The sequence below is a fragment of the Mesorhizobium sp. B2-3-10 genome, from assembly GCF_006442275.1.
Lineage (GTDB): Bacteria > Pseudomonadota > Alphaproteobacteria > Rhizobiales > Rhizobiaceae > Mesorhizobium > Mesorhizobium australicum.
In genome coordinates, this window is sequence record NZ_VFVT01000001.1 from 485,239 (window position 1) to 510,042 (window position 24,804).

Below are 24,804 nucleotides of genomic sequence, written 5' to 3' on the forward strand. Positions count from 1 at the left end.
CCCCACCGGTATTTCCCGCAGTAGGGCTTGATACAGCACTCCAATCCAGCCTGAAAGCCAGGAATCCACCGAAGCAAGCCGGCAAATCTACTGTGTCCATATTACCACAGAGAAGCAGTTTGGTAGGCCACAGCAGCAGTTTGATCACTGGGGACTCGCTATACACTAGATTTCCATTAAACATCGGCACGCGGGACGTGTAGTCCCAGAAGGACTCGCCAGGGATGGGAACTACCGAGAAGTCTCGGCAAGTTGGTGAGATGGCGGCGCGTGGGGAGGGGTTCCACATGCGCGCCGGTTATCGCCGTTCGAGCATTGCAAGGCAGCTCTGGAAGACGACGGCGCTTACGTCGCTGGCGCTAGCGCTCTCGGGCGTGGCCGCCTATGGCGACGATGTCGGGCTCTGGCAGCCGCAGGTCCGGGCCATCATCGGCGCCGACAACAATGGCGGCAACGCCGCGCTCGAAGGCTTCATCCCGATCAAGCAGAGCGCCGAATCGGTGCTGTTCCTGGATGTGCGGGCCAAGCACGATTTCAAGGACGCCTTCGGCCAGGATATCGGCCTCGGCATCCGCCGCATCGTCAACCCGGACCTGATGCTCGGCGGCTATGCCTATTTCAATGCCGAGAGCTACGGCGGCACGCAGTTCACCGGGGGCACGCTGGGCGTCGAGGCGATCACGCCGAATTTCGACGCGCATGTGAACGTCTTCGTGCCGATCAAGGGCGACTCGACCGACCACTCGACCAGCTCGACCCTGTCGATGGTCTCCAACCAGCTGATCGAGCAGATCTCGGTGCTCGACCATCGCGACTACGCGGCCTGGGGCATCGAGGGCGAGGTTGGAGCGAAGGTGCCGCTCAATCTGCCCGACAAGCATTCGCTGCGACTGGACGTTGGCGGCTATCATTTCGAGGATCCGCACGGTGATGACGGCAGCGTCACCGGCGCCAAGGCTGGCATCGAATATGAGATCGGCGATGTCTTCGGCACCGGAACGTCGCTGACCTTCACCGGCGAGGTGCGCAACGACAATCGCGACGACACCCAGTTCGCCGGCAGCGTGCGGCTGAATATCCCGTTCAATCCCGGCGGCGGCTCGGACAGCACCGCGGCCATCGGGGCGGATCCGGTCTATCCGGTCAGCGAAGGCTTGCGCAAGCGCGTCAACGAGCGGGTGCGCGGCGATATCGGCGTCCGCATCCAGAGCCAGGATAAGACCGGCGGCACGACGACCCGCGTCGCCATCAACGCGGCCACCAATGCCGCGTTCGGAAAGTTCTATTTCGCCGATGGCGGCCTGGCCGGCGCCGGCACGCAGGCCGACCCGACGACATTGGACGATGCCGTCACCAAGGCCGGCAACGGCGGCTTCGTCGTGGCGCTCGGCGGCAATGGCAATCTGACGACTGGCGGCGTGACGCTGGCCACGGGCCAGACGGTCATCGGCGGCGGCGAAAGCGTCACCGCAAAGCTTTTCGGCGGCGGCACGGCCACCTTCAACCTCGGCGGCAGCGACGGCACGATCCAGGGCACCAACGTCGCCAACCCCGTCATCACGCTGGGCAATGGCAACACGCTGAACGGCATCACCATCACCGGCGGCGGCGACGGCATTTTCGGCAACAACGCCACCAGCACGACGCTGACCAACGTCACGGTAACGAGCACCGGCGGCAATGGCGCCGAGTTCACCGGCAATTCGACCAATGTCAGCGCGTCCAATTTCACCGCCACCGGCAACGGCCTCGACGGCCTGCATATCGAAGGCGACGGCACCTACAATTTCACCGGCACGACGCTGCTGTCGGGCAACCAGGACGACGGCCTCGATATTACGGGCAAGGGCACCTACAGCTTCGCCATCCTCAATGCTCAGGACAACCAGGATGCCGGCATAACGGTGAAGGGCACCGCCGCCGGCGGCAGCTTCACCACCACCAGCGGCCAGGTGACGGGCAACAAGGCCCTGGGCGACGACGGCGTCGGCATCTTCATCGACCCGATCACCGCGCATGTGGTGTTTGATTCAATCTCGCAGACCGGCGGCACATCGGGCGTGGTGCTTGACCATGTCTCGGGCAGCTTCACGGTCAACGGCGCCACCACGATCTCCAACACGACGGGACCGGCGATCGCCATTTCCGATTCGCCGGCAACGATCCGCTTCGGCGACATCAACATCACGGCGCCCGGCGGCGACGGCATGTCGTTCAGCGGCGTCAACGCGGCGGTGGTTGCCGGCAACATCGTCATCTCCGGGCTCGGTCTCGGCCATGCTGGCCTCGACTTCTCCGGCAGCCAGACGACCTTCACGGCGCTCTCGGCCAATATCAGCGGATCGGGCGCCGGCTCGATCGGCATCGATCTCGCCGACACGACCGGCGGCGCTTCGATCATCATCACCAATGGCGGCACCATTTCGGGCGTCGACACGGGCGTGCGCCTGGGCATCGCCGGCTCGCTGGCCCACTCGGCCAATGCCCAATTCAGCTTCGGCGGCGGCTCGATCGCGGGCGTCACCGCCTCGCTCGACGCGCGTGGGCTGAACCAGACGCTCGGCCTCTATGCCTTCGGCTCGACGACGTTCAGCGGCCCGCAGCTGTTCGACGTCCAGAACGTGATCTTCGTCGGCGCGGCAGCCTCGGGTGCCGGCGACGGCTCCTCGCTTGCGGACCTGGCGTCGATCGGCACCGCCGACGGCATTACCGACGCCAACGCGATCTTCGTGCTGGTCAACGACGTCGGCAACACGCCGATCAATGCGTCGGGCGGCTTCTCGCTCAGCGACGACCAGACGCTGGCGTCCTTCGGCAATGGCCGCTCCTTCTCGCTCGGCGGCGTGCCGATCAACGTCACCGGGACCAACATCCAGCACGACCAGGTCGTTTCGGATCCCGGCACCGGGGCGGCGACGCTGACCAATTCGGGCGCCGGCGACGTCGTCACGCTGGGCAACGGCAACTCGCTGCTGGATTTCAACATTTCGGGCGGCAGCGGCGCGGCTATTGGTGGGACGGGCATTGCCGGTCTGACGGTCCAGGGTGTGTCGGTCGGCGGCGTTGCCACGGGCCTGTCGCTCGACAATTTCAGCGGTACCGGCACGTTCACCAATTTCGATATCGCCAGCGCCGGCTCGGGCGTCAGCATCACCGGCGGCACCACCGGGACCCTGACCTTTGACGCGGCGAGCTCGATCGCCGGCACGACAGGCGTGGCGTTCAACATCGATTCCTCGACGCCGAATCTCATCTATAACGGCACGATCAACCAGACCGCTGCCGCGAGCGCGGTCAAGATCAACGCCATGAACGGCGGCTTCGCCAGGTTCGCCGGCAAGATCACCGCCAGCACCGGCGCGGCCAACGCCATCGACCTGACCGGCAATGCCGGCGGCGCGATTGCTTTCGTCGGCGGTCTCGATCTGACAGCCGATGGCGGCTTTGCCTTCAGCGCCGTCAATGGCGGCAATCTGACGGTGTACGGGGCAAGCAATACCGTGGCGACCGGCCTGGGGCCGGACGAGAAGGGCATCCAAATCGCCGGCATGACGATCGGCCTGGCCGGAGTGAACTTCTCCAGCGTCACCGTGGACGGCTCGGGCGGCGGCGTTTCGACCGGCATCGCCATTTCCAACACCAGCGGCGGCAACGTCAACTTCGGTGGCGTCGACCTGTATCGCATCAGCGGCGTCGCCATCAGTCTCGACAATGTCGCCAGCGGCAGATACACCTTCCAGGGCACGACCAAGGTCGACACCGTGGTGGGTGGAGGCTCCGGCTTCCTGGTTCAGAACAGCGCCGCGACCGTCGGCGTCAGCAACCTCGTAACGACGAATATCGCCGGCGCCGATGTCAGCCTGACCAACAACACCGGCACGATCGACATTGGCGGCACCATCACCAATTCCGGCACGGGCGATGGCGTCGTCGTCTCCGGCGGAAGCGCGGCGATCACGATCGGCGCGACCATCAACAGCTCGGCGACAGCGCCCGGCACGGCGGTCAGGGTCGACGGCATCACCGGCGGCTCGGTCGCCTTCACCGGTCCGGTCACCTCAACCGGCGCGGGCAACCTGTTCGCCATCGGCTCGACCACCGCGCCGACGGGTGGCACGATCAGCTTCACCGACTCGGCGCTGACCGCCAGCGGCGGCGGTGGCGCGATCATCGCAGGCTTGGGCGCGGCCGCGACCTTCAACGCCACGTCCCCAATTTCGATCACCAACGCGGTCGGCAACGACCTGTCGGTCTCCAATGTCGCCGGCAGCGCCACCTTCGGCGCGGTCACCGTGTCGGGTGCAACCGGCAATGGCATCGACATTTCAGGCAATTCCGGTTCGGTGACTTTCGGCACCACCAATGTGACGCTGGGCTCGGCGGCCAACACCGCCGGCATCAACTTCGGCAGCACCAACGCCGATGTCAGCTTCGGCACCACCAGTGTGACGATGGGCGCCGGCGCCAACCAGACGGCAATCGACTTCAGCGGCTCGTCGACGACGGCCGATTTCGGCGTGACCACCATCACCGGCACCGGCGAGGCCACCTCGCGCGGCATCGACCTGTCATCGACGACGGGCAACAAGACCATCACCTTCCTGCGCGGCTCAAGCATCAGCGACGTCCATATCGGCGTCGATTTGTCGTCCGGCCTCAGCACGCTGACTTCGGCCAACGCCAATTTCACCTTCGGCGACGGCACTTCATCCGACGGGCTGCAATCCTCGATCAGCGCCGCGCCCGGCGGCTACACCGTCAACACGGTCGGGCTCGACCCGACGCTCGGCAATTATGATTTCGACGACGTGTTCTTCACCGGCAGCGCCAATCTGCCCTCGGCGGTCGGCGCGGTGACGATGGTCTCGCAGTCGGGCGGCGTTATCGCCGTCGGCACGTACGGCCTCAGCCAGTCGGTGACCACGATTTCGCTTGCCGACGCCGATCTCATGACCGGCACGCAGACCTTCGCCTTCGTCGGCACCGTCGATCTCAGCGCAACGCCGTTCACGCTCGATTCCGGCCAGTCGATCACCGGCTTCGGCAACAGCAACGTCATCGCCGTGTCCGGCACCTTCCAGCAGGTGAACGTGCAGGGCAATCTGGGCGCCACCGGCGGCAACGTTACCGGCGACGAGGGCGTCGTCACCGGCACCGCGGACGCCATGCATCTGCTCGGCAGCAATCAGGTGCGCAACACCGCCTTCGACTTCACTGGCGCCAGCGGCTCGGTCTTCCTGATCGACCAGGGTGCGGCCGGTTTCAGCAATGCCGGCGGCATCTTCATCGATGGCGTCACGGTCAGCAATGTCGCCGTTGGCCAGACGGCGTTCAAGGTCGACGGCCTCACCAGCAACGTCTCGATCACCAACAACAACATCAACGTCGCCGGGACGCTGCTCGACGCCAATGGCGGCAACGGCAACATCACGCTGACGCGCGGCAACCTGCCCAATGGCGGGCCGGCCGGCACGCTGACCGGCGGCGGCGTCTCGATCGCCAACCGCACCGGCGGCCTGGTCGATTTCACAGACAAGGTGGCCATCGGCGGCAATGGCGTATCGCTGGCCAACAACAGCGGCGCGGGAATCACCTTCGCCGACCTGGACGTTTCCACCAATGGAGCGACGGCCTTCACCGCCACCGACGGCGGCACGATCACGGTCGACGCAGGAACGATCAATGCCACGGGCGCGCAAGCGGCGGCGCTCGACAACGTCACGGCCGACATTCATTTCACGTCCACCAGCGCGACGTTCAGCGCCGGCAACGGCATCGACCTGCAGAACCTGGCCGGCACGGCCGCTTTCGGCACCGGCACGCTGACCAACACCGGTGCGGGCACGTCGTTCAATGTCGGCTCGGCGACCGCCGCCAGCGGCGGCACTGCTGATATCTCCTATGGCGGCACGATCGCCACCAACGGCAGCGGCGCCGCCGTCTCGATCCAGAGCATGACCGGTGGCTCGGTGGCGCTGTCGGGCAATTTGACCGACAGCAATGCGGCGGCCGGCGGCAACATTTTCGTTGCCGGCAACGATTCCATCACCATCACCTTCTCGGGTACGACCAAGCAGATCAGCTCGGGCGCCGCCGATGGTGTCAATCTCGGCCTCCCCGGCGGTTGGCCTTCGGGCACGCCGACCCCCAACACGAACTCCGCCATCAACTTCACCAATGGCGGCCTCGACATAACGACGACAACAGGCGCGGGCTTCATAGCCATCGGGGACTTCGGCTCCTCGACCTTCACCGTCACCGGCAGCGGCAACAAGATCAATTCCGGCGGCAACGGTCTCCTGGCGGTCGGCGCCGATGCCGGCGTCGGCGGTGTCACCTTCGACAGCATCTCGGCGGTATCCACGAGCGCCTTGGGCGGCGGCGCCGGCGTGTTCCTGTCAGGCATGACCCTGGCGGGCAATGTCAACATCGGCGGGCTGAAGGATACCGGCTATATCGGCGCCTCGCTGTCCGGCCTGTCCGGCCCCGGCGTGGTCAATTTCACCGGCACGAACGATCTCGACACCAGCCATGAAGGGTTCGAGATCAGCGGCCAGGTCGGCACCATAAACATCGCCAATGTCGCCGGATCCACCCTGATCATCGACGGCAGCGAGGTCGGCATTGCGTTTGCCGTCCTCCAGACCGGGACCGTCAATGTCGGCGGCAACGGCGGCGTCGCCAGCATCGGCGCGACGACAAGCACCACCGGGTCGGCCATAGCTCTCTCCGGCGGCAACGACCTTGTTAATGCGACGCTGAACTACAACGGTTCGATCAAGGTCGATACGGGCACGGTGCTGCAAGCCGCCGGCGGCGACTGGACCGAGTTGAACATGAGCGGTTCGGTCGTTTCGACCACGGACGCGGCGGCGGCGGGGACGGCGGCCTTCACCTTCACCGGCAACGCCAACGGCGCCTACAACATATCAAGCACGATCAATCATACCGGCAAGGGCATTGGCGTGCTGTTTGACGGATCGTCCGAGGGAACGGCCACCTTCTCCGGCACGTCCAAGATATTCAACACCAGCAGCGGCGCCAACGGCGCCATCGTCAAGGTCCCCAGCATCGGCCCGGGCGAAGGCACGGGCACGCTCGCCTTCACCGGCGGCAATCTCAAGATCACCACCTCGAGCGGCGCCGGTTTCACCGCCAGCACCACTGGCCCGGGCACGGTCAGCGTCGGCGGCACCGGCAACACCATCACCACGACGACGGGCACCGCGCTCAACCTGGACGGCGCGACGGTCGGCGCGGATGGCGTGACCTTCGACAGCGTCTCGGTCAACGGGGCGGCGACCGGCATTGCGCTGAACAATGTTTCCGGCGGCACCGTCAGCCTTGGCGCCGCGAATTTGCTGGGCATCACCTCGCATGGCGTCGATATCTCCGGCACGCTCGGCTCGACGCTGAATTTCACCAGCCTGAACGTCGGGCTCGGCGCGGCGAACGCGATCGGCCTCGACCTCAACGGCGCCGCCCTCGGCACCAGCAACATCACGGCCGGCGATTTCGACGTCGACGGCGGCAGCGCCGCCGGCACGATCGGCATCGACATGGCCGACACGACCGGCACCGGCACGATCCAGCTCGGCGACACGACCAACAACAACCCAGCCGGCCAGACCTCGAAAATCGCGAATGTCGGCTATGGCGTCCAGTTCTCCAGCGCCACCAACGCCAAGCTGGTCTTCGGCGACGGGGCAGGTCCGGCCGAATCTTCGATCGCCACCACCGGCGGCCAGGTCATTCACGCCACCGACACCTTGCCGACAGCGGGCGACTACAATTTCAACGATGTCAATTTCACCGGCGACACCTCGAACCTGTCGGCGATCAGCGTCTACTATGTCACCGCCGACGCCAGCGCTCTCGGCGACGGCAGCCTGCTCAATCCAGGCACCTATGCGAACGCCCAGAATTCCACGGCCAATGTCATCGTGCTGATCGACAAGAACGGCACCGGCAGCCAGGAGACGATCGACCTGAGCGGCACCTCGTTCCAACTCGACGACGGACAGGTGCTGCTAGCCTTCAAGAGCGGCGATGCGGCCGTCGATGTCTCGCAGCTCGGTGTCGACACCAGCAGCGGCGCCTCGGCGGCATTCCATTTCACCACGGTGCAGAATTCGCCGATCATCTCGGCGCCGGGCGGCATCGATACGCTGCGGCCGATCCTGCAGAGCAACACCGCCACCTCGGTGGTCAATTTCGCGACGACCGGCACCGGCGTCCTCACCGGCGGCATCGAGAACCTGATCATCCGCAACACCGGCAGCGGCACCGGCGTCTCGGGCAGCGTGGCGGCCGCCTCCAGCTTCTTCCTCAGGAACAACGACATCGCCGCCGGCGGCCGGGCGCTCGATTTCACCACCAGCGGCGCGCCGGCTGCCGACAGGCTTCTGCTTTCGATCGACGGCAACACGCTGCAGTCGACAGGGACCGCGCTTGCCGCCAATTTCCTCGGCCAGAGCGTCAGCGCCACTCAGAATACGATCGCGATCCGGTCGTTCGCCAACAATACGGTCATCGGCGGCACCGGCGGCGGCATTGCTTTTAACGGTGCCACCTTCGACTCGACGGGGGGCGGCGGCACCGTCAGCGCGGGCACCCTCACCGTCGGCACAACTGGTGCGCGCGTGCAGGGCGACGGCCTCAACCTGCTCAACACCAGCGGCACGCTCGATCTTGGCACCTTCAGCATTGCCAACAATGGCGGCACGGGCCTGCTGGTCAACGAAAAGGGTGGCACGACCTTCACGTTGAACAGCTCGGGCGGCTCGGTCGACACCACGAACGGCACTGCCATCAATCTCGACCCGCTGACGGTCCACATGACGCTCGGCAGCGTCACCGCCACCGGCGGCGCCAGCGGCATCATCTTCGACGGTGTTGCCGGCACCTTCACCATCACCGGCGCCACCAGCATCACCGGCACGACGAGCGCCGGCATCAGCGCCGTCAATACCAATACCGGCACGTTCAACTTCAACACGGTAACGGTCAACAACACGACCGGCGGCGGCATCGGCTGGGCCAGCGGCACGCTCAACGTCACCGGCCTCGCCAACATCGACACCACCACCGGTGCCGGCATAGCCGCGACGGGCGGTGCGATCAGTGTCGCCGGCTCGGGCAACACGATCACGACCGGGTCAGGAACCGCACTCGATCTCAGCGGTACGACCGTTGGTGCTGGCGGCGTGAATTTCTCCAGCGTCTCGGCCAATGGCGCCGCTACCGGCATCGCGCTGAACAACGTCTCCGGCGGCGCCATCGCGCTTGGCGCGGTCGACCTGCAGGGCATAACCTCGCGCGGCATCGATGTGTCCGGCACGCTTGGCGCGGCCCTGTCTTTCACTGATCTGGGCATCGGCCTGAACAGCAGCTCGGCCGTTGCCTTCGACCTGAATGGCGCGATCATCGACGCGGCGATCACCGCCAATGATTTCGACGTCACCAATGCCGCCGTGGGCGCGGGCTCCTCGATCGGCGTCGACCTGCGCGGCGCGACCGGCGGATCGACGGTACGCCTCGGTGACGCCGCGGTCGGCGGCGCATTTTCCAGCATCGCCGGTACCAACACCGGCATATTCCTGAACAGCACGACGAACCTTGCCTTCACCTATGGCGACGGCGAATCGACGACCGACAAGGGTTCGACCGTGAGCGCCAATGTCGGCATCGACGCCTCCAGCGCGCCAACGCTCGGCACCTATAACGTCCAGGACGTGAACTTCCAGGCCAGCCCGGGCCTCGGCTTCGGTATCGGCAAGATCTATTTCGTCGGCGCCACCGCGACCGGCGATGGCCTTGGCAAGGATCAAAGCAATCTGATGACGTTGGCCGCAGCGGAGTTCCAGGCCGGGCCAAACGACATCCTCGTTCTCGTCAACAATGGCGTCATCACAGCGGCGGGAGGCGACAACACGCTGCTGCTGCAGGCCGGCGAGCAGGTGCGCGGCTTCGGCGCCGGCAACATCAACCTGGCGCTGACCGTGCCGTCGACGATCCAGCTGGCCAGCAATAACGTCTCGATCGTCGATCAGACGTCCGGCGGCGCGGCGACGCTGACAAGCGCGGATGGCAGCAGCATCATCACGCTGGGCAGCGGCGGCAACATCATCGACGGCTTTACCATCAACGGTAGCGACGGCACAGGCGCCAATGCCGCGATCGGCATCAGCGGCGCAACGGCGAACGCCACGATCCGCAACATGACGATCAAGAACGTCACCGCCACCGATATCGACTTCGGCGCCGGCGCCACCGGCACGACGACGCTGACCAATCTTTCGCTCTTCTCCACGGGCGCGGCCGGCACCGCCATCAAATTTGGTGCTGCCTCCGGAACGGTCACCGCCACCAAAGTCGTCACGTCGGGCGGCGGCGGCCTGTCCGTCGCCGGCGGCAACGCGGCCATCAGCTTCGACAGCACGAGCTCGGTCTCCAGCATCGTCGGCACCGCTATTCGCATCACCAACCGCACCGGCGGCAGCTTCGGCTTTGCCGGCACGATCGGGACGAGCACCGGGGCCAGCGGCATCGCCATCTCCGGCGCGACCGGAATAAACACGGTCAGCTTCACCGGCGCGGTCAATCTCACCGCCAACGGCGGCACCCCTGTATCGATCGACAATGGCGGCCTGGCCTCGACCGTCAGCTTCGCCAGCCTCGCCATCACCACGGGCAGCGGCACCAACACCGCCTTCACCGCGACCAATGGCGGCACGGTCAATGTCACCACCGGCTCGATCAGCACGACGGCCGCCCAGGCGATCAACCTCAACGGCATCGCCGCCGGCATCAATTTCACCTCGACCACTTCCGGCGGGGGCCCTAATAACGTCGCGCTGACCAATGTCACCGGCACGGTGAACCTGGGCACGGGCTCGTTGACAGGCGCTTCGGGCACGGCGTTCGACGTCAGCGGCGGCTCGGCCAATATCGACTACAATGGCTCCATCACGCACACCGCCAACGCCACCGCGATCGACGTCCAGAACCACACCGGCACCGCCGGCGGCGCCAGCACGATCTCATTCGACGGAACAGTGTCGTCGAGCGGCTCGAGCCACGGCATCAACCTGGTCAGCAATGGCGGCACCAACGGCACCAATATCAATTTCGCCAACACGCTGACCATCAACACGTCGAGCAGCGGCACCACCGGCTTCAACGCAACCGGCGGCGGCACGATCAGTGCCACGGGCATTGGCAGCACGATCAATTCGGGTTCCGGCACGGCGCTCAACGTCGTCAACACCGCGATCGGCTCGGGCAACCTGACGTTCCAGAGCATTTCGGCGAGCGGGGGAACAAACGGAATCGTGCTCGACAACACTGGGCTCGCTGCCGGGAACGGCGGTCTGACGGTGACCGGCACCGGCACGACGGCGGGCTCCGGCGGTACAATCCAGAATACTGTGCAAGGCGCGCTGTTCACCTCGACCAAGAACCTGTCGCTGTCGAACATGAACTTTACCAATGCCAACGGCGGTAACGGCACCGTCAACAACATCGACGATCCGACGTTCAACAGTGCCGCCCAGGCCGCAATCAATATGAGCGGCGTGGCGACCGCGACCTTTACGAACCTCAATGTCCTCGGCAATGGCGGCGCAGGTGGCGCGCAAGTCGGCATCAACGGTCAGAATGTCTCGAACCTGACGATTGCAAACAGCGCGGTCACCGGCTTTGGCGACGCCGTTGGTGAAGGCAATGTGAAGCTCTGGAATCTTTCCGGCACCTCGGCGATCACCAATTCCACCTTCGGTTTCGTAGCTGGCGATACGAGCGGGGGCGAGAATCTGGTCGAGGTCCGCAACAACACGGGCACGCTGACGCTGAATGTTACCGGCAGCACCTTCCAGAACACCAGGGATTCAACCAATGGCTCCGGTGGCCTTGCGTTCACCACGGCCGGCACCGCGACCGCGACGGTCAATATCTCGAACAGCACTTTCCTCAACCTGAAGACCTCAGGTGTCGAGGGCATCGCTAGGCAGACGTCGACATTGAACGTCAACATTACCGATGGCGGCACTCTCGGGAACGGCAACACCTTCGATCCGGGAGGAACGACGACCCAAACGGGGCGGGCCATCGGGCTTAGTTCGCAAGACACTGCGCAGCTGAATTTCAACATCAACCGCAACAAGAAAATCTATGGTTTTGGCGGCCCGGTCATCAATATCTATGCCCAGGACAACGCGAGTATCCAGGGCCGTATCGACAACAACGCCGATATCGAAAACAACGCCACGGGGACGAATTTCGCCGGAAGCCCGATCAATATCAATGCATATGACGATTCAATCGGTGTGGTGGAGGTGATCGGCAACACGATTATCAACTATGGACAGGATTCGGCGATTTCAGCCGGAACAACGGGCGACGGAAGTTCCAAATTCAGCGCTGCCTTGGATATCACCATTCAGAACAACAATATTATATTGGCAGGCAATAATCTGAACGCAAACACCTTTAACAACGGCATTTTGCTTTCCGGCGGGGCGGCCGATTCCGATCTGACCACTCTCACCGCGAACCTGCAAAACAACGTCATCAACGGCATCACCGCCGGGAACGGGAATGCCGGTCTCGCAGTTGAGAACACCGGTGCCGCCGGTTCCAACGTTTATCTCGAAGGGTTCACGACTAACGGTCAGACGACTTGGGCCAATCGCGGTAATACGCCTGCAGGTTCATACGTCGAACTGATCAACGTCAATGAACCGGCGGCGATCCCGGTCGGACACAACGGCGGGCACACGAAAACGCCCACCAACCCCAATCAATAGAAATACAATGTATAGTTGCAATTCGTATAGAGCTTCCAGACACGGGAAGCTCACTATTTCTTGTTAACGAAAGAATTCGAAAATTGCTGGACAGTTCCCTTGGGGAAGGATACTTTTTGGCTAAAGCAAATTCATGTTTGGGGGGCGCAGATGGCCGAGCCTTTTCTGTCGGAAATCAGGATTATGTCGTTTGGTTTCCCTCCGAAAGGATGGGCGCTGTGCGATGGACAACTCCTGCCCATCAACCAGAATCAGCCGCTGTTTTCGCTGCTCGGCACCACGTACGGTGGCGACGGGCGTGTGAATTTCGCGCTGCCCGATATGCGCGGCCGTACGCCGAACCATACGGGAGGCATGGGTCATTTCCTCGGTGAACGTGGCGGCGAACAGGCGCATACGCTTACAATCGCCGAAATGCCCTCCCACACACACCAGGCGAATGCCTCGGGCAATGTCGGATCGGACTTGATACCGGCCGCGAATCTCCTGGGCGGTTCGGCGCCCAACCTGCTCTATGGACCGACACAAAATCTCACCAATTTGCGGCCGGACACCGTGAGCAGTGTCGGCGGCAGCCAGGCGCATCCCAACATGCAGCCTTTCCTGACATTGAGCTTCTGCATCGCCCTGCAGGGCATCTTCCCATCTCAGACTTGACGGAGACGCGCCATGGCACAGCCTTATGTCGGTGAGATCCGTATTTTTGCCGGCAATTTCCCGCCGGCCGGGTGGATGTTCTGTGAAGGACAATTGCTGCCCATTTCTGAATATGACATGCTGTTCAACCTGATTGGCACCACTTATGGCGGTGATGGCCAGAGCACGTTCGGGCTGCCCGATATGCGTGGCCGTCTTCCCATTCATCAGGGCAATGGCTTTACCTTGGCAGAAACCGGCGGCGTCGAAGAAGTCACTTTGAACGTGAACCAGATGCCGACCCACAGCCACCTTTTCATGGCGTCGAACGATACCGCGAATTCGCCGAATCCGGCCAACAGCGTTATCGGCAGGTCGCCTCAGGTCAAAGTGTTCATCAACGCCGTTCCTTCGATCCCGATGGCTCCGCAGTTCATCAATGGCGTCGGTGGAAATCAGCCGCACACCAATTTCCAGCCCTACCTGTGCGTGGACTTCATCATCTCGCTATTCGGGATTTTCCCGTCACAGACTTAAGAGGACGTCATGGCTGATCCGTTCGTCGCCGAAATCCGGATTTTCCCGTTCAATTTTGCGCCCAAGGGTTGGGCGTTCTGTGACGGGCAGATCCTGCCGCTTTCACAGAACACCGCTCTTTTTTCGTTGCTTGGCACCACTTACGGCGGTGATGGCAAGTCGAATTTTGCCCTGCCCAACATGCAGGGCAATGCGCCCATGCACCCTGGCCAGGGCCCCGGTCTTTCGCTGCACGATCTCGGCGAGACGGGAGGTTCCGAGACGGTCACTCTGCTGGAGAGCGAAATGCCATTGCACCCACATACAGTGGAGAGCGTGCCGGGCAATTTCTCCGCCAATTCGAACGTTCCTACAAACACTGCGCTCGGAAAGTCGGCGCAAGGAAATGCCTATACGCCCGCGGCCAACATTGTGGCATTATCGGGTCAGACCCTCGCTCCGGCCGGCGGTGGCCAGCCACACAACAACATGATGCCGTATATCACGTTGAACTTTTGCATCGCGCTGCAGGGCGTCTTCCCGCCCCGCCCCTGATGTGTCGATGAACGATATTGGCAGGGCCGCCGACTGGGCACGCGCGGCAGGCGTTGGCTTGACCTTTCGACCCATAGCGGAGACAGATCTGCCGTTCCTCGCAGGCGTCTACGCCTCGACCCGCGCCGAGGAACTGGCGCTCACCTCGTGGGACGACGCCCAGAAGGCGGCGTTCGTCGACATGCAGTTCCAGGCGCAGCACGCGCATTACCAGAAATATTATCCCAATGCAGACTGGCTGGTGATGACGCATGGCGGCGAGGACATCGGCCGCCTCTATGTCGAGCGCTGGCCGCGCGAGCACCGCATCATCGACATCACCTTCCTGCCGGCGTTTCGCGGCAGAGGGTTCGGCAGGGCGTTGCTGGCCGACCTGATCGACGAGGCAGGCGCCGTCGGCAAGGCCGTCTCCATCCATGTCGAAAAGCACAATCCGGCCATGCGGCTCTATCTGCGGCTGGGCTTCACGGTTGCCGAGGACAAGGGCGTCTACGACCTGATGGTGCGACCATCCTCGTCTTGACGCAATCCCGGGCTGAAAACCAATTCACACTTGTCCTCGATTGCTCCCGAGCCACCGTCAAGCGCCGCGATACCAGGATACGATGGTGAAACGTTCGCCGCTCGTCACCGGGGTGACTTCGTGCGTCGTTTCCGAACGAAAGGCGACCAGAGTGCCCGGCAGCGCCGGCATGGCAACCCGCAGGTGCGGGCCGCTGTACGGGCCGTGCAGAACCAGCGAGCCGCCGGCATAGTTTGCCGGCGAAGGATCGTCCGATTGACGGTTCAGGAAGAGCACTGCCGAGATCTTCCTGAACCGGGACTCGTCGTGGATGAGCGGCGTGTTGCCATCCTGGTGCGGCACGAAGAAATCGCCTTCGCGATAGTGAAGGAACTGGGGCCTTTCCCAAGTGCCGAGCGCGAGCCCGAAATGCCGTTCCAGGACGGGCCTCTGCTGCGCCAAGACACCGTTCACCCGTGCTTCGGTCGCTTCCGAGACCTCGGCGCGCCTGGCCCTGCGCACTTCCGGCCACGCCGGTTTCTGGTCAGTACGCCCCAGCAGGCCGGCCGGACGACCGCCGGCCTCGCGGATTTCCGCGCACAGCGCGCTGCATGCTGCTTCGTCAAACATGTCGGCGATTTCGATATGGTCGATCATGTGTCGAGCCGCGCCTCCGAACCGCCCGTGATCTGGCCGTCGCTCTGACCGGCCGGACCGCCGAAAATCAGTTGAACACCGCCTCGTAGGTCCGACCGGTCGCGTCGGCGGCTACCGGTACGATGAAGATGTCGTGGATGCCGCCGGCGCCGGCAAGGCTGTAGGTCGCCTGCGGCAACGCGATCTCACGCGGCCCCCTGAACAGCAGTGAAAAACCACCGCCCGGGCGGGGGCTGGCCGCGATGCGGTTGACGGCGCTCAGTTCGAGCGAGATCCGTCCCGCTCCGGTCTCTATGGTGAACGCCTGTCCGATCGCCTGTTCGAAATCCGCCGCCGCCGCCATTTTGTCGCCTCGAAGCCGTTTGCGCGGCACTGTCGCCGCTTCGTCGCGGGCTGTCCAGGGCTCTTTGTCCGACCAAAATTCCCAGGAAAACCGTCGACCACTTTTCCTCGGAATTGGCGCATCGGCGCGGAGCGCTGGCGCGCAAGACATTTCGTCGCCGCAAACCCCAAAATACAGCAACGCATCCTTTTGTGAGCGCCGGTGACACTGTAGTACTTTGTTTCGGCATGGGATTGTTTCGATACGAACCCGGCGCCGGACGCGGATTGGCCGGCCTGATCGGCTTGCCGGAGAAAAAGGACCGACGATGGCTGAAGGTGCGAAAACAGGGACGGCGGCGACAGCAGGGGCCGATGCGATGCCGCTTTTCTACTCCAGGCCGGAGGCGCTCAATCCGGCGCGGCACGGCTCGCTGGGGTTGACCGCGCGCAGCGACTTTTCCTTCGCGCGCTCGGCGCACGCCATCCCGGTGGTGGCGTCGGAGATGCCGGCGGCGATGCGCTCCTATCCGATCGTCTTCATCGGCGCCGCCAAGGCGCCCGTCATCATCACCGGCGTTCGCCAGGACGAGAACCTGTTCGTCGATGCCGACGGCAAGTGGAACGCGCCGCACTACATCCCGGCCTATGTCCGCCGCTACCCTTTCATCCTGGCCGAGGATCCGACCTCGGCTGGCCGGCTGACGCTGTGCGTCGACCGGGCGAGCGACCGTGTCGTCGACCAGCTGATGGCGCCCTTCCGCGACGACAAGGTGCTGCCGTTCTTTGGCGGCAACGAACCGACCGAGGCGACCAGGCAGGCGCTCGCCTTCTGCAACCAGTTCCAGATCGATTTCAGGGCCACCCGCGAGATGGTCGACAAGATCGACGCGCACGGTCTGTTTTCGCCGCGCCAGAGCAAGGTGACGCTGGAAGGCGGCGAAGTGCTCAACCTCACCGACTTCCAGGTGATCGACGAAGCGGCCTTCAACAAACTGAGCGACGAGGCCTTCCTCGACCTCAGAAAATCCGGCGCGCTCGGCCTGCTCTATTGCCACCTCGCCTCGACCAACAGCTGGACCTCGCTGGTGCACCAGGCGTCGCTTCGCAAGGCGGACACCGCGAAGAGTGCCTGACGGCATCGCCGGACCTGCCGAGGGCGACGACATCCAAATTGGAACATTTCAGGCGCTGTCCGGTTGCTTCCTCAGGGAAGGAAGACGGCCATGGTGATCAGCCAGGAAGAACGTGTCGCGCATATCAGCAAGCGGGCCCGCGAACTCTGGGAACGGGAAGGCTTGATGCCCGATCGTGAGAAGGCCTGCTGGGACAAGGCGGTCGAGGAGTTCGAGTCCGGTCGGTTGACCGCCGGACGAAAGCAACCAGGCGCGGATGCCGCTGGCGACAGCGCGGGTACCAAACACTGACGCTCCGCTTTGTCGCAGAACGCATCGAGATCACCGGCTGGTGACGAGCCCCTGATCGGCGGCCCTTGGCGATCCCGGTCTCCACGAGAAGCCAGGGCGCATGGCGGATCGCGCCGGCGACGTTCTTGGCCGGCCAGAACGATGTGATGAAGTCCAGTGCCTTCTGCTCGACCCGCAGCAGGTCCGGGTTGATGGCGCCGCCGGGCAGGACGAGCGCATCGTGGTCATCCGCCCCGTGCTGCGACAGGCTGGCCAGCGTGTGCTTCTGCCGCTCTGAACGGTAACCGTGCCGTGACGATGCGCGATGACACAACCGATCCGGCGGCATGACCTCAACCCGATACTGCGGTACCCCACTCCCCAATCGCTACTTACCGCGCTCAATTAGCCATCACTAATATATTCTCATGTAGCCGGCGAGATTTTGAAGCAGATGATGCTAAAATAGCACACAAAAATGTCGGGCGCCGATGTATTCTATCAATCGAGGGTTCAGATAGCGGGAGGAATTAGTGTACAAGTTTCTTGCAATTCTTGCGGTTGCCGGGTTCAGCGCAAGTGGTGCGTCGGCAGCCGATATAGCTGGTCCAATTGTCGGCTCGGCTTATGATTGGAGCGGTATCTACGCGGGCGCACATCTTGGCGTGGCAAACGGTGACATCACCGCAACTGACGAAACGCTTCCGACCGGCGGTTTTTTCACAGACTTGGTTCCTGCCGGCACGGAAGGTTTCGACTTTAACAAAGCCGGCGTGGCTGGCGGCGCTCACATAGGCGCACAGTATCAGTGGAACCAGATCGTCCTGGGCGGCGAGGCGACGTGGACCGTCACGGGCATCAAAAAGACCATCGTCAGTCCCTATTTCCCAGACAGCGACACTGAAACCGGTAAAATCTCCAACTACGTTACAGCCGTCGGACGCATTGGTTATGCCTTCGATCGTGTCTTGATCTATGCAAAGGCCGGGTATGCCGGCGGCAAAGTCAAGTTCACGGCCCGGGACAATGATGCCTTGGTCACATACGAGAAGAACGACTGGCAAAGCGGCTATGCCCTCGGCGCCGGGATCGACTATGCCATTACCGACAACCTATCTCTTGGCGTCGATTACACCCACATCGATCTCGGGTCCAAGACCAGCACCGGCAACAACGTATTTGATGATGGCACAATCGGAGCGAACCCAGAGACGTATCGGACCGACGCCAAAGTGGATGCCGTCATGGCCCGCGTCACATACAAGTTCGGGATGGGTCAGTAGCCCAGTCGAGCGGCGCAGGAATTTCCCGTGCACCCAACGGAGGGCGCCTGTGCGACAGGCCACGCCGGCAGCGCCCGACATCACAGATTCGTGATGCTCGGGATGAACGGCGTCCGAAAAGCGTTTCAGTCTTTGTTCGCCGGGTGCTCTGAGACCGCGAGCGCCCTGAAATCAAACCGATTTTGGGAGAACAATGATGAAACATCACCTTATCCCCGTGGTGCTGGGCTTGCTGATGACCTCCGCCGGCCTGGCCTCGGCAGCCAACGTCCACTCGGTAACGGGGACGAAAGGTCAACCCGATCAAACGATCGGCACCGCTCAGACAGGAAGTGTTACGCCTGGCAATGCCAGCACCGCGCCGGGTTCGGCCTTCAATCCGGACGGAAATGCGGGAACACACTACGCAGGCACCCAGCCGCAGAACTCCAAGAACCCGAAGAGCGTATCTCAGTACGACGTTGCCGGCTTCCAGCAGTCCCATAAGTGACATCCGGCTCTTGGGCGGTCGAGGTTCAATCCGCCAGAAACGAAAAAGCCGCGGAATTCCGCGGCTTTTCGATGCTTGATTCCCTTGAGGAAACTGGAGCGGGTGAAGCGATTCGAACGCTCGACCCCAACCTTGGCAAGGTTGTGCTCTACCCCTGAGCTACACCCGCTCACACGGCGTCTTGGCCGCAAGCCGGGCCTATATGGCTGAAGACCGCGGCGATTGCAACAGGGAAATAGCAGGCTTTTTGCGACCTTCCGAGCGATGCCGGCAAACCGCCCCATGACGCGCCGATTTCTTCGCCGCTGGCGCGACGGTCTTGTGTCGGCCGCCGCATTGGCCGTAAACGGCAAGGCCGAGAAACCGATGAAGAAGAGACCCATGCCGAAGACCGAAGCTGAACTGATGGCCTTTCTTGCCGAACTTGGCATCGCGGTTTCGACGATACGCCACCCGCCGCTCTATACGGTTGCCGATTCGCAGGCGCTGCGCGGGGAGATCGCCGGCGGACACACCAAGAACCTGTTCCTGAAGGACAAGAAGGACAATTTCTTCCTGGTCACCGTCGGCGAGGATGCGGTCGTCGATCTCAAGCAGATACATCAGCTGATCGGCGCCGCCAGCCGGGTTTCGTTCGGCAAGCCGGAAATGCTGATGGAGCTTCTGGGGGTCACGCCGGGGGCGGTCACGGTGTTCGGCATCGTCAACGACAGGGAAAACCGGGTCAAACTGGTGCTCGACAAGGATCTGATGGACCATTCCGTCATCAATGCGCATCCCCTGACCAACGAGGCGACGACATCGATCGCGGCCGCCGATCTCATCAGATTCGTCGAGGCAACCGGGCATGATGCTGCTATCTTGAAAGTCTCGGCATGATCGCCACATGGGTGGCAAAGCCGATTTCCAATTGAGACAGGGCGCCGGGCCACGGGCCGGCCGCGCGACCGAAAGGGTGACGAGATGAGCGACAACAATCCGTTTGGCGGATCATTCGGAAACAAGGGCGGCCAGTATGCCACCACGGTGCAGTATGGCGGAACCGAGCCCAAAGCCGGATTCGGCGAGACGTCCGCGCCCCCAGCCGCCGGCCCCACCACCACAGGCGATGTCATCAAGGACACGACGACCGCGGCCTTTGCAACCGACGTCATCCAGGAATCGCGCCGCCAGCCGGTGCTGGTCGATTTCTGGGCGCCGTGGTGCGGACCTTGCAAGCAGCTCACTCCGCAGCTGGAAAAGGCGGTCAAGGCCGCCGGTGGCAGGGTCAAGCTGGTCAAGATGAACATCGACGACCATCCCTCGATCGCCGGCCAGCTCGGCATCCAGTCGATACCGGCGGTCATCGCCTTCAAGGACGGCCAGCCGGTCGACGGCTTCATGGGCGCCATTCCCGAGAGCCAGATCAACGAATTCATCACCAAGGTCGGCGGCAAGGGCAATGGCGCGCCGCCGGTGGCCGAGGCCCTGGCCGCGGCGGCGGAGGCGCGCGACGCCGGCGACATGCAGACCGCGGCCGACATCTACGATAGCATCCTGGCGCAGGCGCCGGAAACGGTCGAGGCGATTGGCGGGCTGGGCGACCTGCTGTTCGAGGCCGGCGATACCGAGGGTGCCGAAGCGCTCCTGGCAACGGCGCCGGAGGCCAAGAAGGACGCACCGCCGCTGGCTGCCCTGCGCGCCAAGATCGCGCTGGCCGCGCAGGCGGCGGCGCTGGGCAATCCGGCCGAGTTCGAGCGGCGGCTCGCGGAAAACCCCAAGGACCATCAGGCCCGTTTCGACCTGGCCATGATCCAGAACGCCATGGGCGATCGCACGGCGGCCGCCGACAATCTGCTGGCCATCATCAAGGCCGACCGGAGCTGGAACGAGGATGGCGCCAGGACGCAGTTGCTGAAGCTGTTCGAGGCCTGGGGCATGACCGACGAGGCGACGCTTGCCGCGCGCCGCAAATTGTCGGCATTGCTGTTTTCCTGAGCCGGTTACGGTTGTTTTGTCGCAAGGGCTTGTGGCGCCAGGCCTGTGCGCCAGATAGGACAAGGCAGGATTGACGCTTCGCAAGGGAAGCGATCGGAGGAACGAGGTGCAAGCGGGAAACGCGCATTACCGGCTCGCCAAGGATCTGCCATCGACGATCCCGCTCTTTCCGCTCGAAGGCGCGCTGCTGCTGCCGGGCGGCCGCATGCCGCTCAACATCTTCGAGCCGCGCTACCTGCAGATGGTGGACGAGGCCGTCGCCGGCTCGCGGCTCGTCGGCGTCATCCAGCCCGGCCTCAATGGCGCATTGCGCGAGGATGGCGAGCCGGAGCTTTGCAACGTCGGCTGCATCGGTCGCATCATCGCCTTTTCCGAGACCGGCGACGGCCGCTACCTGATCTCGCTGCAAGGCGTGTGCCGGTTCCGCGTCGCCCACGAGCTGACGGTCAAGACGCCGTTCCGCCAGGCGAAGCCGGCGCCCTTCCTCGCCGATCTCGACGAAGAGCAGGCGGCTGATGAAATCGACCGGCCGGCGCTGCTCAGAGCCTTTCGCGCCTATCTGCAGGCCAATGACCTGGAAGCCGACTGGGAAAGCGTCAGCCGCGCCGAAAACGCCATGCTGGTCAACGCGCTGTCGATGATGGCGCCCTACGGACCGGCCGAGAAGCAGGCATTGCTCGAGGCCGCGGACCTGAAAACCAGGGCCGAAACGCTGATCGCCATCACCGAGATGACGCTGGCGCGCGAGAATGAGGATTTTGGCTCGAGCCTGCAGTAGGAATGCGTCGATATCCAGCCGGCCCGCAAATGACGGCCCGACCGATCTCGACAGATCCTGCATCCTGGCTGACAGGCTGGGCGTGAAACCGGAAGAGGACCCAATGGCGGACGGGCGCGACGGAAAGAAGACGAATGTTGACCCGAAGCTGCTGGAACTCCTGGCCTGCCCGCTGACCAAGGGGCCGCTGGCCTGGGACCCCGAGCGCGGCGAGCTGGTCTCGCGGGTCGCCAAGCTCGCTTACCCGGTGCGCGACGGCATCCCCATCATGCTGCCCTCGGAAGCGCGGGTGCTCTCGGCCGAGGATGTGCTGTCGCCGCCACGGCCAGGTGGGCCGAATTGAGGTGGCGCGGAGCCATCCGCTCCGCTTCAACCATATACGTGTACAAACCAAGGGACATCAGGTCTTCGCGACGTCGCCTCAGCTCGGCCTGGCCAGTGCCTTGTCGATCTGCGGCAGCAGAAGCTCCCTGGCGGACTCTGGCGTCAGCGGGCCGACATGCTTGTAGGCTATCTTGCCATCCTTGCCGATGACGAAGGTTTCCGGCACGCCATAGACACCCCAGTCGATCGCCGTGCGGCCGGCTTCGTCGACGCCGATTGCCTGGAACGGATTGCCAAGGTCGCCGAGGAAGCGGCGGGCGTTTTCCGGCCGGTCCTTGTAATTCAGCGCCGCCATCGCGAACCTTTTGTCCTGCGCCAGCGCCAGCAGCACTGGGTGCTCTTCCCGACATGGTGCGCACCAGGACGCAAACACGTTGACCAGCGTGACCTTGCCGGCGAAGGCTTTCGAATCGAGCCCGGGCAGATTGCTGCCCTCCAGGGGCGGCAAGTTGGTTTGTGGCGCCGGCAGGCCGATGAGCGCCGACGGCACTTCCGAGACATCGCGTCCCGACAACAGCTGCGACAGGAACAGTCCGGCCAGTCCGAGGAAGACCAGCAGCGGCAAAAATACGAACAGGCGGCGACGGGCCGGCGTTTCCGTCCCTGTGCTCATGACTTGGCTGCCTTGTCGGAACGGCGGCGCACGCCGGCCGCCTCGAGTTCGGCGAGTTCGCGCTTGCGCGCCCGCTGGTCGATGAGGATCCAGCCGATCAGCCCGGCCAGTGCCACGGCGGTGATCGTGTAGGCCGCCGCGACGTAGAGCGCATGCGCGCTCATGCGCGCCGCTCCATCGCCGCGTCTCGTTCCAGCCGGGTCTTTCCGCCTCGTTCGATCATGTCTTCCCTTAGCCGCGCGCCGGCGGCTTCGCAATCGGCCGCCACGCCGCAGCCTTCAGACCTCTGGCGCCTCAATCGGTGCCGTGGCGCAGCGCCAGCGCCGCTGCGGTCGGCCCCAGCACACCAAGAAACAGCGTCAGCGCGGCAAGAATGAGGAAGGGCTGCAGGAATGGATCGGGATTGGCCGTCGCGCCATAGCTCGCCGAAACGCCGAAGATCAGCACCGGTATGGTCAGCGGCAGCACCAGCACCGAGATCAAGAGGCCGCCACGCGGCAGCGCCACCGCCACCGCGGCGCCCACGGCACCGATGAAGGTGATTGCCGGCGTGCCGACCAGCAGCGTCAGCGCCGTGGCGCCTATGGCCAACGGTTCCATGTTCATGAACAGGCCGAGCAGGGGGGCCGCGACCACCAGCGGCAGGACGCTGCCCGCCCAATGCGCGACGCACTTCACCAGCACCGTCAGCGCCAGCATATGCCGGTCGTTGCCGAGCACCAGGAGATCGAGCGAACCGTCCTCGCGATCGGCCTGGAACAGCCGGTCGAGGCCGAGCAGGCAGGCAAGCAGCGCGCCGATCCACAGGATCGCCGGACCGATGCGGGCCAACAGCTTGAGATCCGGCCCAACGCCGAAAGGGATGGTGGCGATGACGGCGAGGAAGAAGATGACGCCGGTCAGCGCGCCGCCGCCGGCGCGGATCGAGAGGCGGATGTCGCGCAGGAAGAGGGACCACATTACGATGTGGTCCCCTGTTGAAGAAGGGGGGCGCCGTAGGGTGCAGTCATCAAAAGGCCTCCCCCATCGCCAACTCTTTCGCCCCTTCCAATCCCAGCGGCAGATGCGTCGCCGCCACGATCATCCCGCCTTCCTCGCAATGCCCGCGCATCAGCCCCGCGAATCTTCCCTCCGAAGCCTTGTCCAGCCCTGCCGTCGGCTCGTCGAGCAGCCACAGCGGCCGATGGCTGACCAAGAGTTTCGCGATCGTCGCGCGGCGCCTTTGCCCGGTCGAGAGATAGCCGAACGGCAAATGGCCGATGCCGCCGAGCCCGACCGTTTCCAGCGCCTCGTCCACATCGAGCCGGCCTTCGCCATGGAACTCCCGCCAGAAGCGCAAATTCTCGGTCACGCTCAGCGCCGTCTTCATCGCGTTCTGGTGGCCGAGATAGTGGCAGGCCGAGCCGATCGAGGGGAACTCGTCGCCGCCGCCTTCGAGCAGCAGCCGGCCCTCGGTTTTCGGCAGCAGCCCGGCGACCATCCTGAGCAAGGTCGATTTGCCCGAGCCGTTCGGCCCGGTGACGACCAGGGCCTGGCCCTGATCGAGGACAAAGCCGATGCCGGAGAAAACCGGCTCGCCGCCGCGTTCGCCGCCCAGATTTTCGGCGATAAGCCGCATCCCTCGCCTGCCCTGAAATCAATGTTTCGCGAGCGCTGCCGCATCGCACAAATTTGCTCTGCAACTGTCTAGAACTATTCCAGAAAATTCTCTATATGCGGGGCATCCGTGCCAGCGGTCGGCGCGGGAACAGAATTAGCGCCGAACCAGCGCACGCGCCGCCTTGAACGGCTCGGGTTGCTTGGGAACGGACAGCGGAAATGGCCGTACCCGCACCTTTGCGCGTGATTGCATGCCATCGGCGTCCGTTCCCTTTCAGGCT

At 63.8% G+C, this 24,804-nt stretch carries 19 protein-coding genes, 1 tRNA gene and 1 pseudogene; 13 read left to right on the forward strand and 8 right to left on the reverse strand.

Annotated elements, in window-relative coordinates:
- Window positions 1-287 precede the first annotated feature (287 nt).
- The 5 genes from FJ943_RS02485 to FJ943_RS02505 all read left to right on the forward strand — a co-directional run bounded on the left by FJ943_RS02485 (window position 288) and on the right by FJ943_RS02505 (window position 15,036).
- Window positions 288-12,806, forward strand: coding sequence for a hypothetical protein (locus FJ943_RS02485; RefSeq protein ID WP_181174476.1), 12,519 nt, complete (start codon window positions 288-290; stop codon window positions 12,804-12,806).
- Window positions 12,807-12,956: 150 nt separating this feature from the next.
- Window positions 12,957-13,463, forward strand: a complete 507-nt coding sequence (locus FJ943_RS02490) for a tail fiber protein (protein WP_140720351.1) — start codon at window positions 12,957-12,959, stop codon at window positions 13,461-13,463.
- A 12-nt stretch (window positions 13,464-13,475) separates the two neighbouring features.
- Window positions 13,476-13,979 carry a tail fiber protein gene (locus FJ943_RS02495; RefSeq protein WP_140719621.1) on the forward strand — a complete coding sequence of 168 codons (504 nt, stop codon included), beginning with the start codon at window positions 13,476-13,478 and terminating at the stop codon, window positions 13,977-13,979.
- A gap of 9 nt (window positions 13,980-13,988) precedes the next feature.
- The gene (locus FJ943_RS02500) at window positions 13,989-14,513 is read left to right on the forward strand and encodes a tail fiber protein (RefSeq protein WP_140719623.1); all 525 of its coding nucleotides are present in this window, start codon (window positions 13,989-13,991) and stop codon (window positions 14,511-14,513) included.
- Between the two features lie 58 nt (window positions 14,514-14,571).
- Window positions 14,572-15,036, forward strand: coding sequence for a GNAT family N-acetyltransferase (locus FJ943_RS02505; RefSeq protein WP_246671815.1), 465 nt, complete (start codon window positions 14,572-14,574; stop codon window positions 15,034-15,036).
- Between the two features lie 57 nt (window positions 15,037-15,093).
- On the opposite strand, the gene FJ943_RS02510 is transcribed toward FJ943_RS02505, so the two are convergent.
- Window positions 15,094-15,672 carry a 2OG-Fe(II) oxygenase gene (locus tag FJ943_RS02510; protein ID WP_140719627.1) on the reverse strand — a complete coding sequence of 193 codons (579 nt, stop codon included), beginning with the start codon at window positions 15,670-15,672 and terminating at the stop codon, window positions 15,094-15,096.
- A 67-nt stretch (window positions 15,673-15,739) separates the two neighbouring features.
- Window positions 15,740-16,015 carry a hypothetical protein gene (locus tag FJ943_RS02515; protein WP_140719629.1) on the reverse strand — a complete coding sequence of 92 codons (276 nt, stop codon included), beginning with the start codon at window positions 16,013-16,015 and terminating at the stop codon, window positions 15,740-15,742.
- Between the two features lie 358 nt (window positions 16,016-16,373).
- Between FJ943_RS02515 and FJ943_RS02520 the strand changes: the two genes are divergently transcribed.
- A complete protein-coding gene (locus tag FJ943_RS02520; protein ID WP_246671816.1) occupies window positions 16,374-17,129 on the forward strand; it encodes a SapC family protein in 756 nt (251 codons plus the stop codon).
- 90 nt (window positions 17,130-17,219) lie between these two features.
- Entirely contained in the window at window positions 17,220-17,420 is a 201-nt protein-coding gene (locus FJ943_RS29860) for a DUF2934 domain-containing protein (RefSeq protein ID WP_140618224.1), read from the forward strand.
- Window positions 17,421-17,475: 55 nt separating this feature from the next.
- Here FJ943_RS29860 and FJ943_RS29865 read toward each other — a convergent pair.
- Window positions 17,476-17,670 (reverse strand): annotated as a pseudogene (locus tag FJ943_RS29865) (DJ-1/PfpI family protein); the annotation flags it as partial.
- 262 nt (window positions 17,671-17,932) lie between these two features.
- On the opposite strand from FJ943_RS29865, the gene FJ943_RS02530 reads away from it, so the two are divergent.
- Window positions 17,933-18,682 carry an outer membrane beta-barrel protein gene (locus tag FJ943_RS02530; RefSeq protein WP_140719635.1) on the forward strand — a complete coding sequence of 250 codons (750 nt, stop codon included), beginning with the start codon at window positions 17,933-17,935 and terminating at the stop codon, window positions 18,680-18,682.
- 196 nt (window positions 18,683-18,878) lie between these two features.
- Entirely contained in the window at window positions 18,879-19,172 is a 294-nt protein-coding gene (locus FJ943_RS02535; RefSeq protein WP_140822921.1) for an adenylate cyclase, read from the forward strand.
- A gap of 94 nt (window positions 19,173-19,266) precedes the next feature.
- Here the strand turns inward: FJ943_RS02535 and FJ943_RS02540 are convergent.
- Window positions 19,267-19,341: transfer RNA gene (locus tag FJ943_RS02540), tRNA-Gly, on the reverse strand.
- A gap of 212 nt (window positions 19,342-19,553) precedes the next feature.
- On the opposite strand from FJ943_RS02540, the gene FJ943_RS02545 reads away from it, so the two are divergent.
- The 4 genes from FJ943_RS02545 (at window position 19,554) to FJ943_RS02560 (ending at window position 22,270) form a co-directional block, all read left to right on the forward strand.
- Entirely contained in the window at window positions 19,554-20,051 is a 498-nt protein-coding gene (locus tag FJ943_RS02545) for a prolyl-tRNA synthetase associated domain-containing protein (RefSeq protein ID WP_140720352.1), read from the forward strand.
- An 84-nt stretch (window positions 20,052-20,135) separates the two neighbouring features.
- Window positions 20,136-21,149, forward strand: a complete 1,014-nt coding sequence (gene trxA, locus FJ943_RS02550) for a thioredoxin (protein WP_140719637.1) — start codon at window positions 20,136-20,138, stop codon at window positions 21,147-21,149.
- Between the two features lie 106 nt (window positions 21,150-21,255).
- Complete coding sequence (locus FJ943_RS02555) at window positions 21,256-21,927, forward strand: LON peptidase substrate-binding domain-containing protein (RefSeq protein WP_015314920.1); 672 nt, start codon at window positions 21,256-21,258, stop codon at window positions 21,925-21,927.
- 103 nt (window positions 21,928-22,030) lie between these two features.
- Window positions 22,031-22,270, forward strand: coding sequence for a Trm112 family protein (locus tag FJ943_RS02560; RefSeq protein ID WP_140618229.1), 240 nt, complete (start codon window positions 22,031-22,033; stop codon window positions 22,268-22,270).
- Between the two features lie 78 nt (window positions 22,271-22,348).
- Here FJ943_RS02560 and FJ943_RS02565 read toward each other — a convergent pair whose 3' ends face one another.
- The 4 genes from FJ943_RS02565 to ccmA form a co-directional block, all read right to left on the reverse strand.
- A complete protein-coding gene (locus tag FJ943_RS02565) occupies window positions 22,349-22,924 on the reverse strand; it encodes a DsbE family thiol:disulfide interchange protein (RefSeq protein ID WP_015314922.1) in 576 nt (191 codons plus the stop codon).
- Window positions 22,921-23,088 (reverse strand): heme exporter protein CcmD, encoded by a 168-nt coding sequence (ccmD, locus tag FJ943_RS02570; RefSeq protein ID WP_015314923.1) that lies wholly within the window; start codon window positions 23,086-23,088, stop codon window positions 22,921-22,923. Before ccmD ends, FJ943_RS02565 begins: the two co-directional genes overlap by 4 nt.
- A gap of 130 nt (window positions 23,089-23,218) precedes the next feature.
- Window positions 23,219-23,884 carry a heme exporter protein CcmB gene (gene ccmB, locus FJ943_RS02575; protein ID WP_023774435.1) on the reverse strand — a complete coding sequence of 222 codons (666 nt, stop codon included), beginning with the start codon at window positions 23,882-23,884 and terminating at the stop codon, window positions 23,219-23,221.
- A gap of 49 nt (window positions 23,885-23,933) precedes the next feature.
- Window positions 23,934-24,542: a heme ABC exporter ATP-binding protein CcmA gene (gene ccmA / locus FJ943_RS02580; RefSeq protein ID WP_140719639.1), complete on the reverse strand. Its 609-nt coding sequence runs from the start codon at window positions 24,540-24,542 to the stop codon at window positions 23,934-23,936.
- Window positions 24,543-24,804: the final 262 nt, after the last annotated feature.

Excerpts from the sequence above, each read along its gene's own strand:
- FJ943_RS02485 (WP_181174476.1), top strand. The coding sequence starts at position 288 with ATGCGCGCCGGTTATCGCCGTTCGAGCATTGCAAGGCAGCTCTGGAAG.
- FJ943_RS02490 (WP_140720351.1), top strand. The coding sequence starts at position 12,957 with ATGGCCGAGCCTTTTCTGTCGGAAATCAGGATTATGTCGTTTGGTTTC.
- FJ943_RS02495 (WP_140719621.1), top strand. The coding sequence starts at position 13,476 with ATGGCACAGCCTTATGTCGGTGAGATCCGTATTTTTGCCGGCAATTTC.
- FJ943_RS02500 (WP_140719623.1), top strand. The coding sequence starts at position 13,989 with ATGGCTGATCCGTTCGTCGCCGAAATCCGGATTTTCCCGTTCAATTTT.
- FJ943_RS02510 (WP_140719627.1), bottom strand. The coding sequence starts at position 15,672 with ATGATCGACCATATCGAAATCGCCGACATGTTTGACGAAGCAGCATGC.
- FJ943_RS02515 (WP_140719629.1), bottom strand. The coding sequence starts at position 16,015 with ATGGCGGCGGCGGCGGATTTCGAACAGGCGATCGGACAGGCGTTCACC.
- FJ943_RS02520 (WP_246671816.1), top strand. The coding sequence starts at position 16,374 with ATGCCGCTTTTCTACTCCAGGCCGGAGGCGCTCAATCCGGCGCGGCAC.
- FJ943_RS29860 (WP_140618224.1), top strand. The coding sequence starts at position 17,220 with ATGGTGATCAGCCAGGAAGAACGTGTCGCGCATATCAGCAAGCGGGCC.
- FJ943_RS02535 (WP_140822921.1), top strand. The coding sequence starts at position 18,879 with ATGAAACATCACCTTATCCCCGTGGTGCTGGGCTTGCTGATGACCTCC.
- FJ943_RS02545 (WP_140720352.1), top strand. The coding sequence starts at position 19,554 with ATGCCGAAGACCGAAGCTGAACTGATGGCCTTTCTTGCCGAACTTGGC.
- trxA (WP_140719637.1), top strand. The coding sequence starts at position 20,136 with ATGAGCGACAACAATCCGTTTGGCGGATCATTCGGAAACAAGGGCGGC.
- FJ943_RS02560 (WP_140618229.1), top strand. The coding sequence starts at position 22,031 with ATGGCGGACGGGCGCGACGGAAAGAAGACGAATGTTGACCCGAAGCTG.
- FJ943_RS02565 (WP_015314922.1), bottom strand. The coding sequence starts at position 22,924 with ATGAGCACAGGGACGGAAACGCCGGCCCGTCGCCGCCTGTTCGTATTT.
- ccmD (WP_015314923.1), bottom strand. The coding sequence starts at position 23,088 with ATGAGCGCGCATGCGCTCTACGTCGCGGCGGCCTACACGATCACCGCC.
- ccmB (WP_023774435.1), bottom strand. The coding sequence starts at position 23,884 with ATGTGGTCCCTCTTCCTGCGCGACATCCGCCTCTCGATCCGCGCCGGC.
- ccmA (WP_140719639.1), bottom strand. The coding sequence starts at position 24,542 with ATGCGGCTTATCGCCGAAAATCTGGGCGGCGAACGCGGCGGCGAGCCG.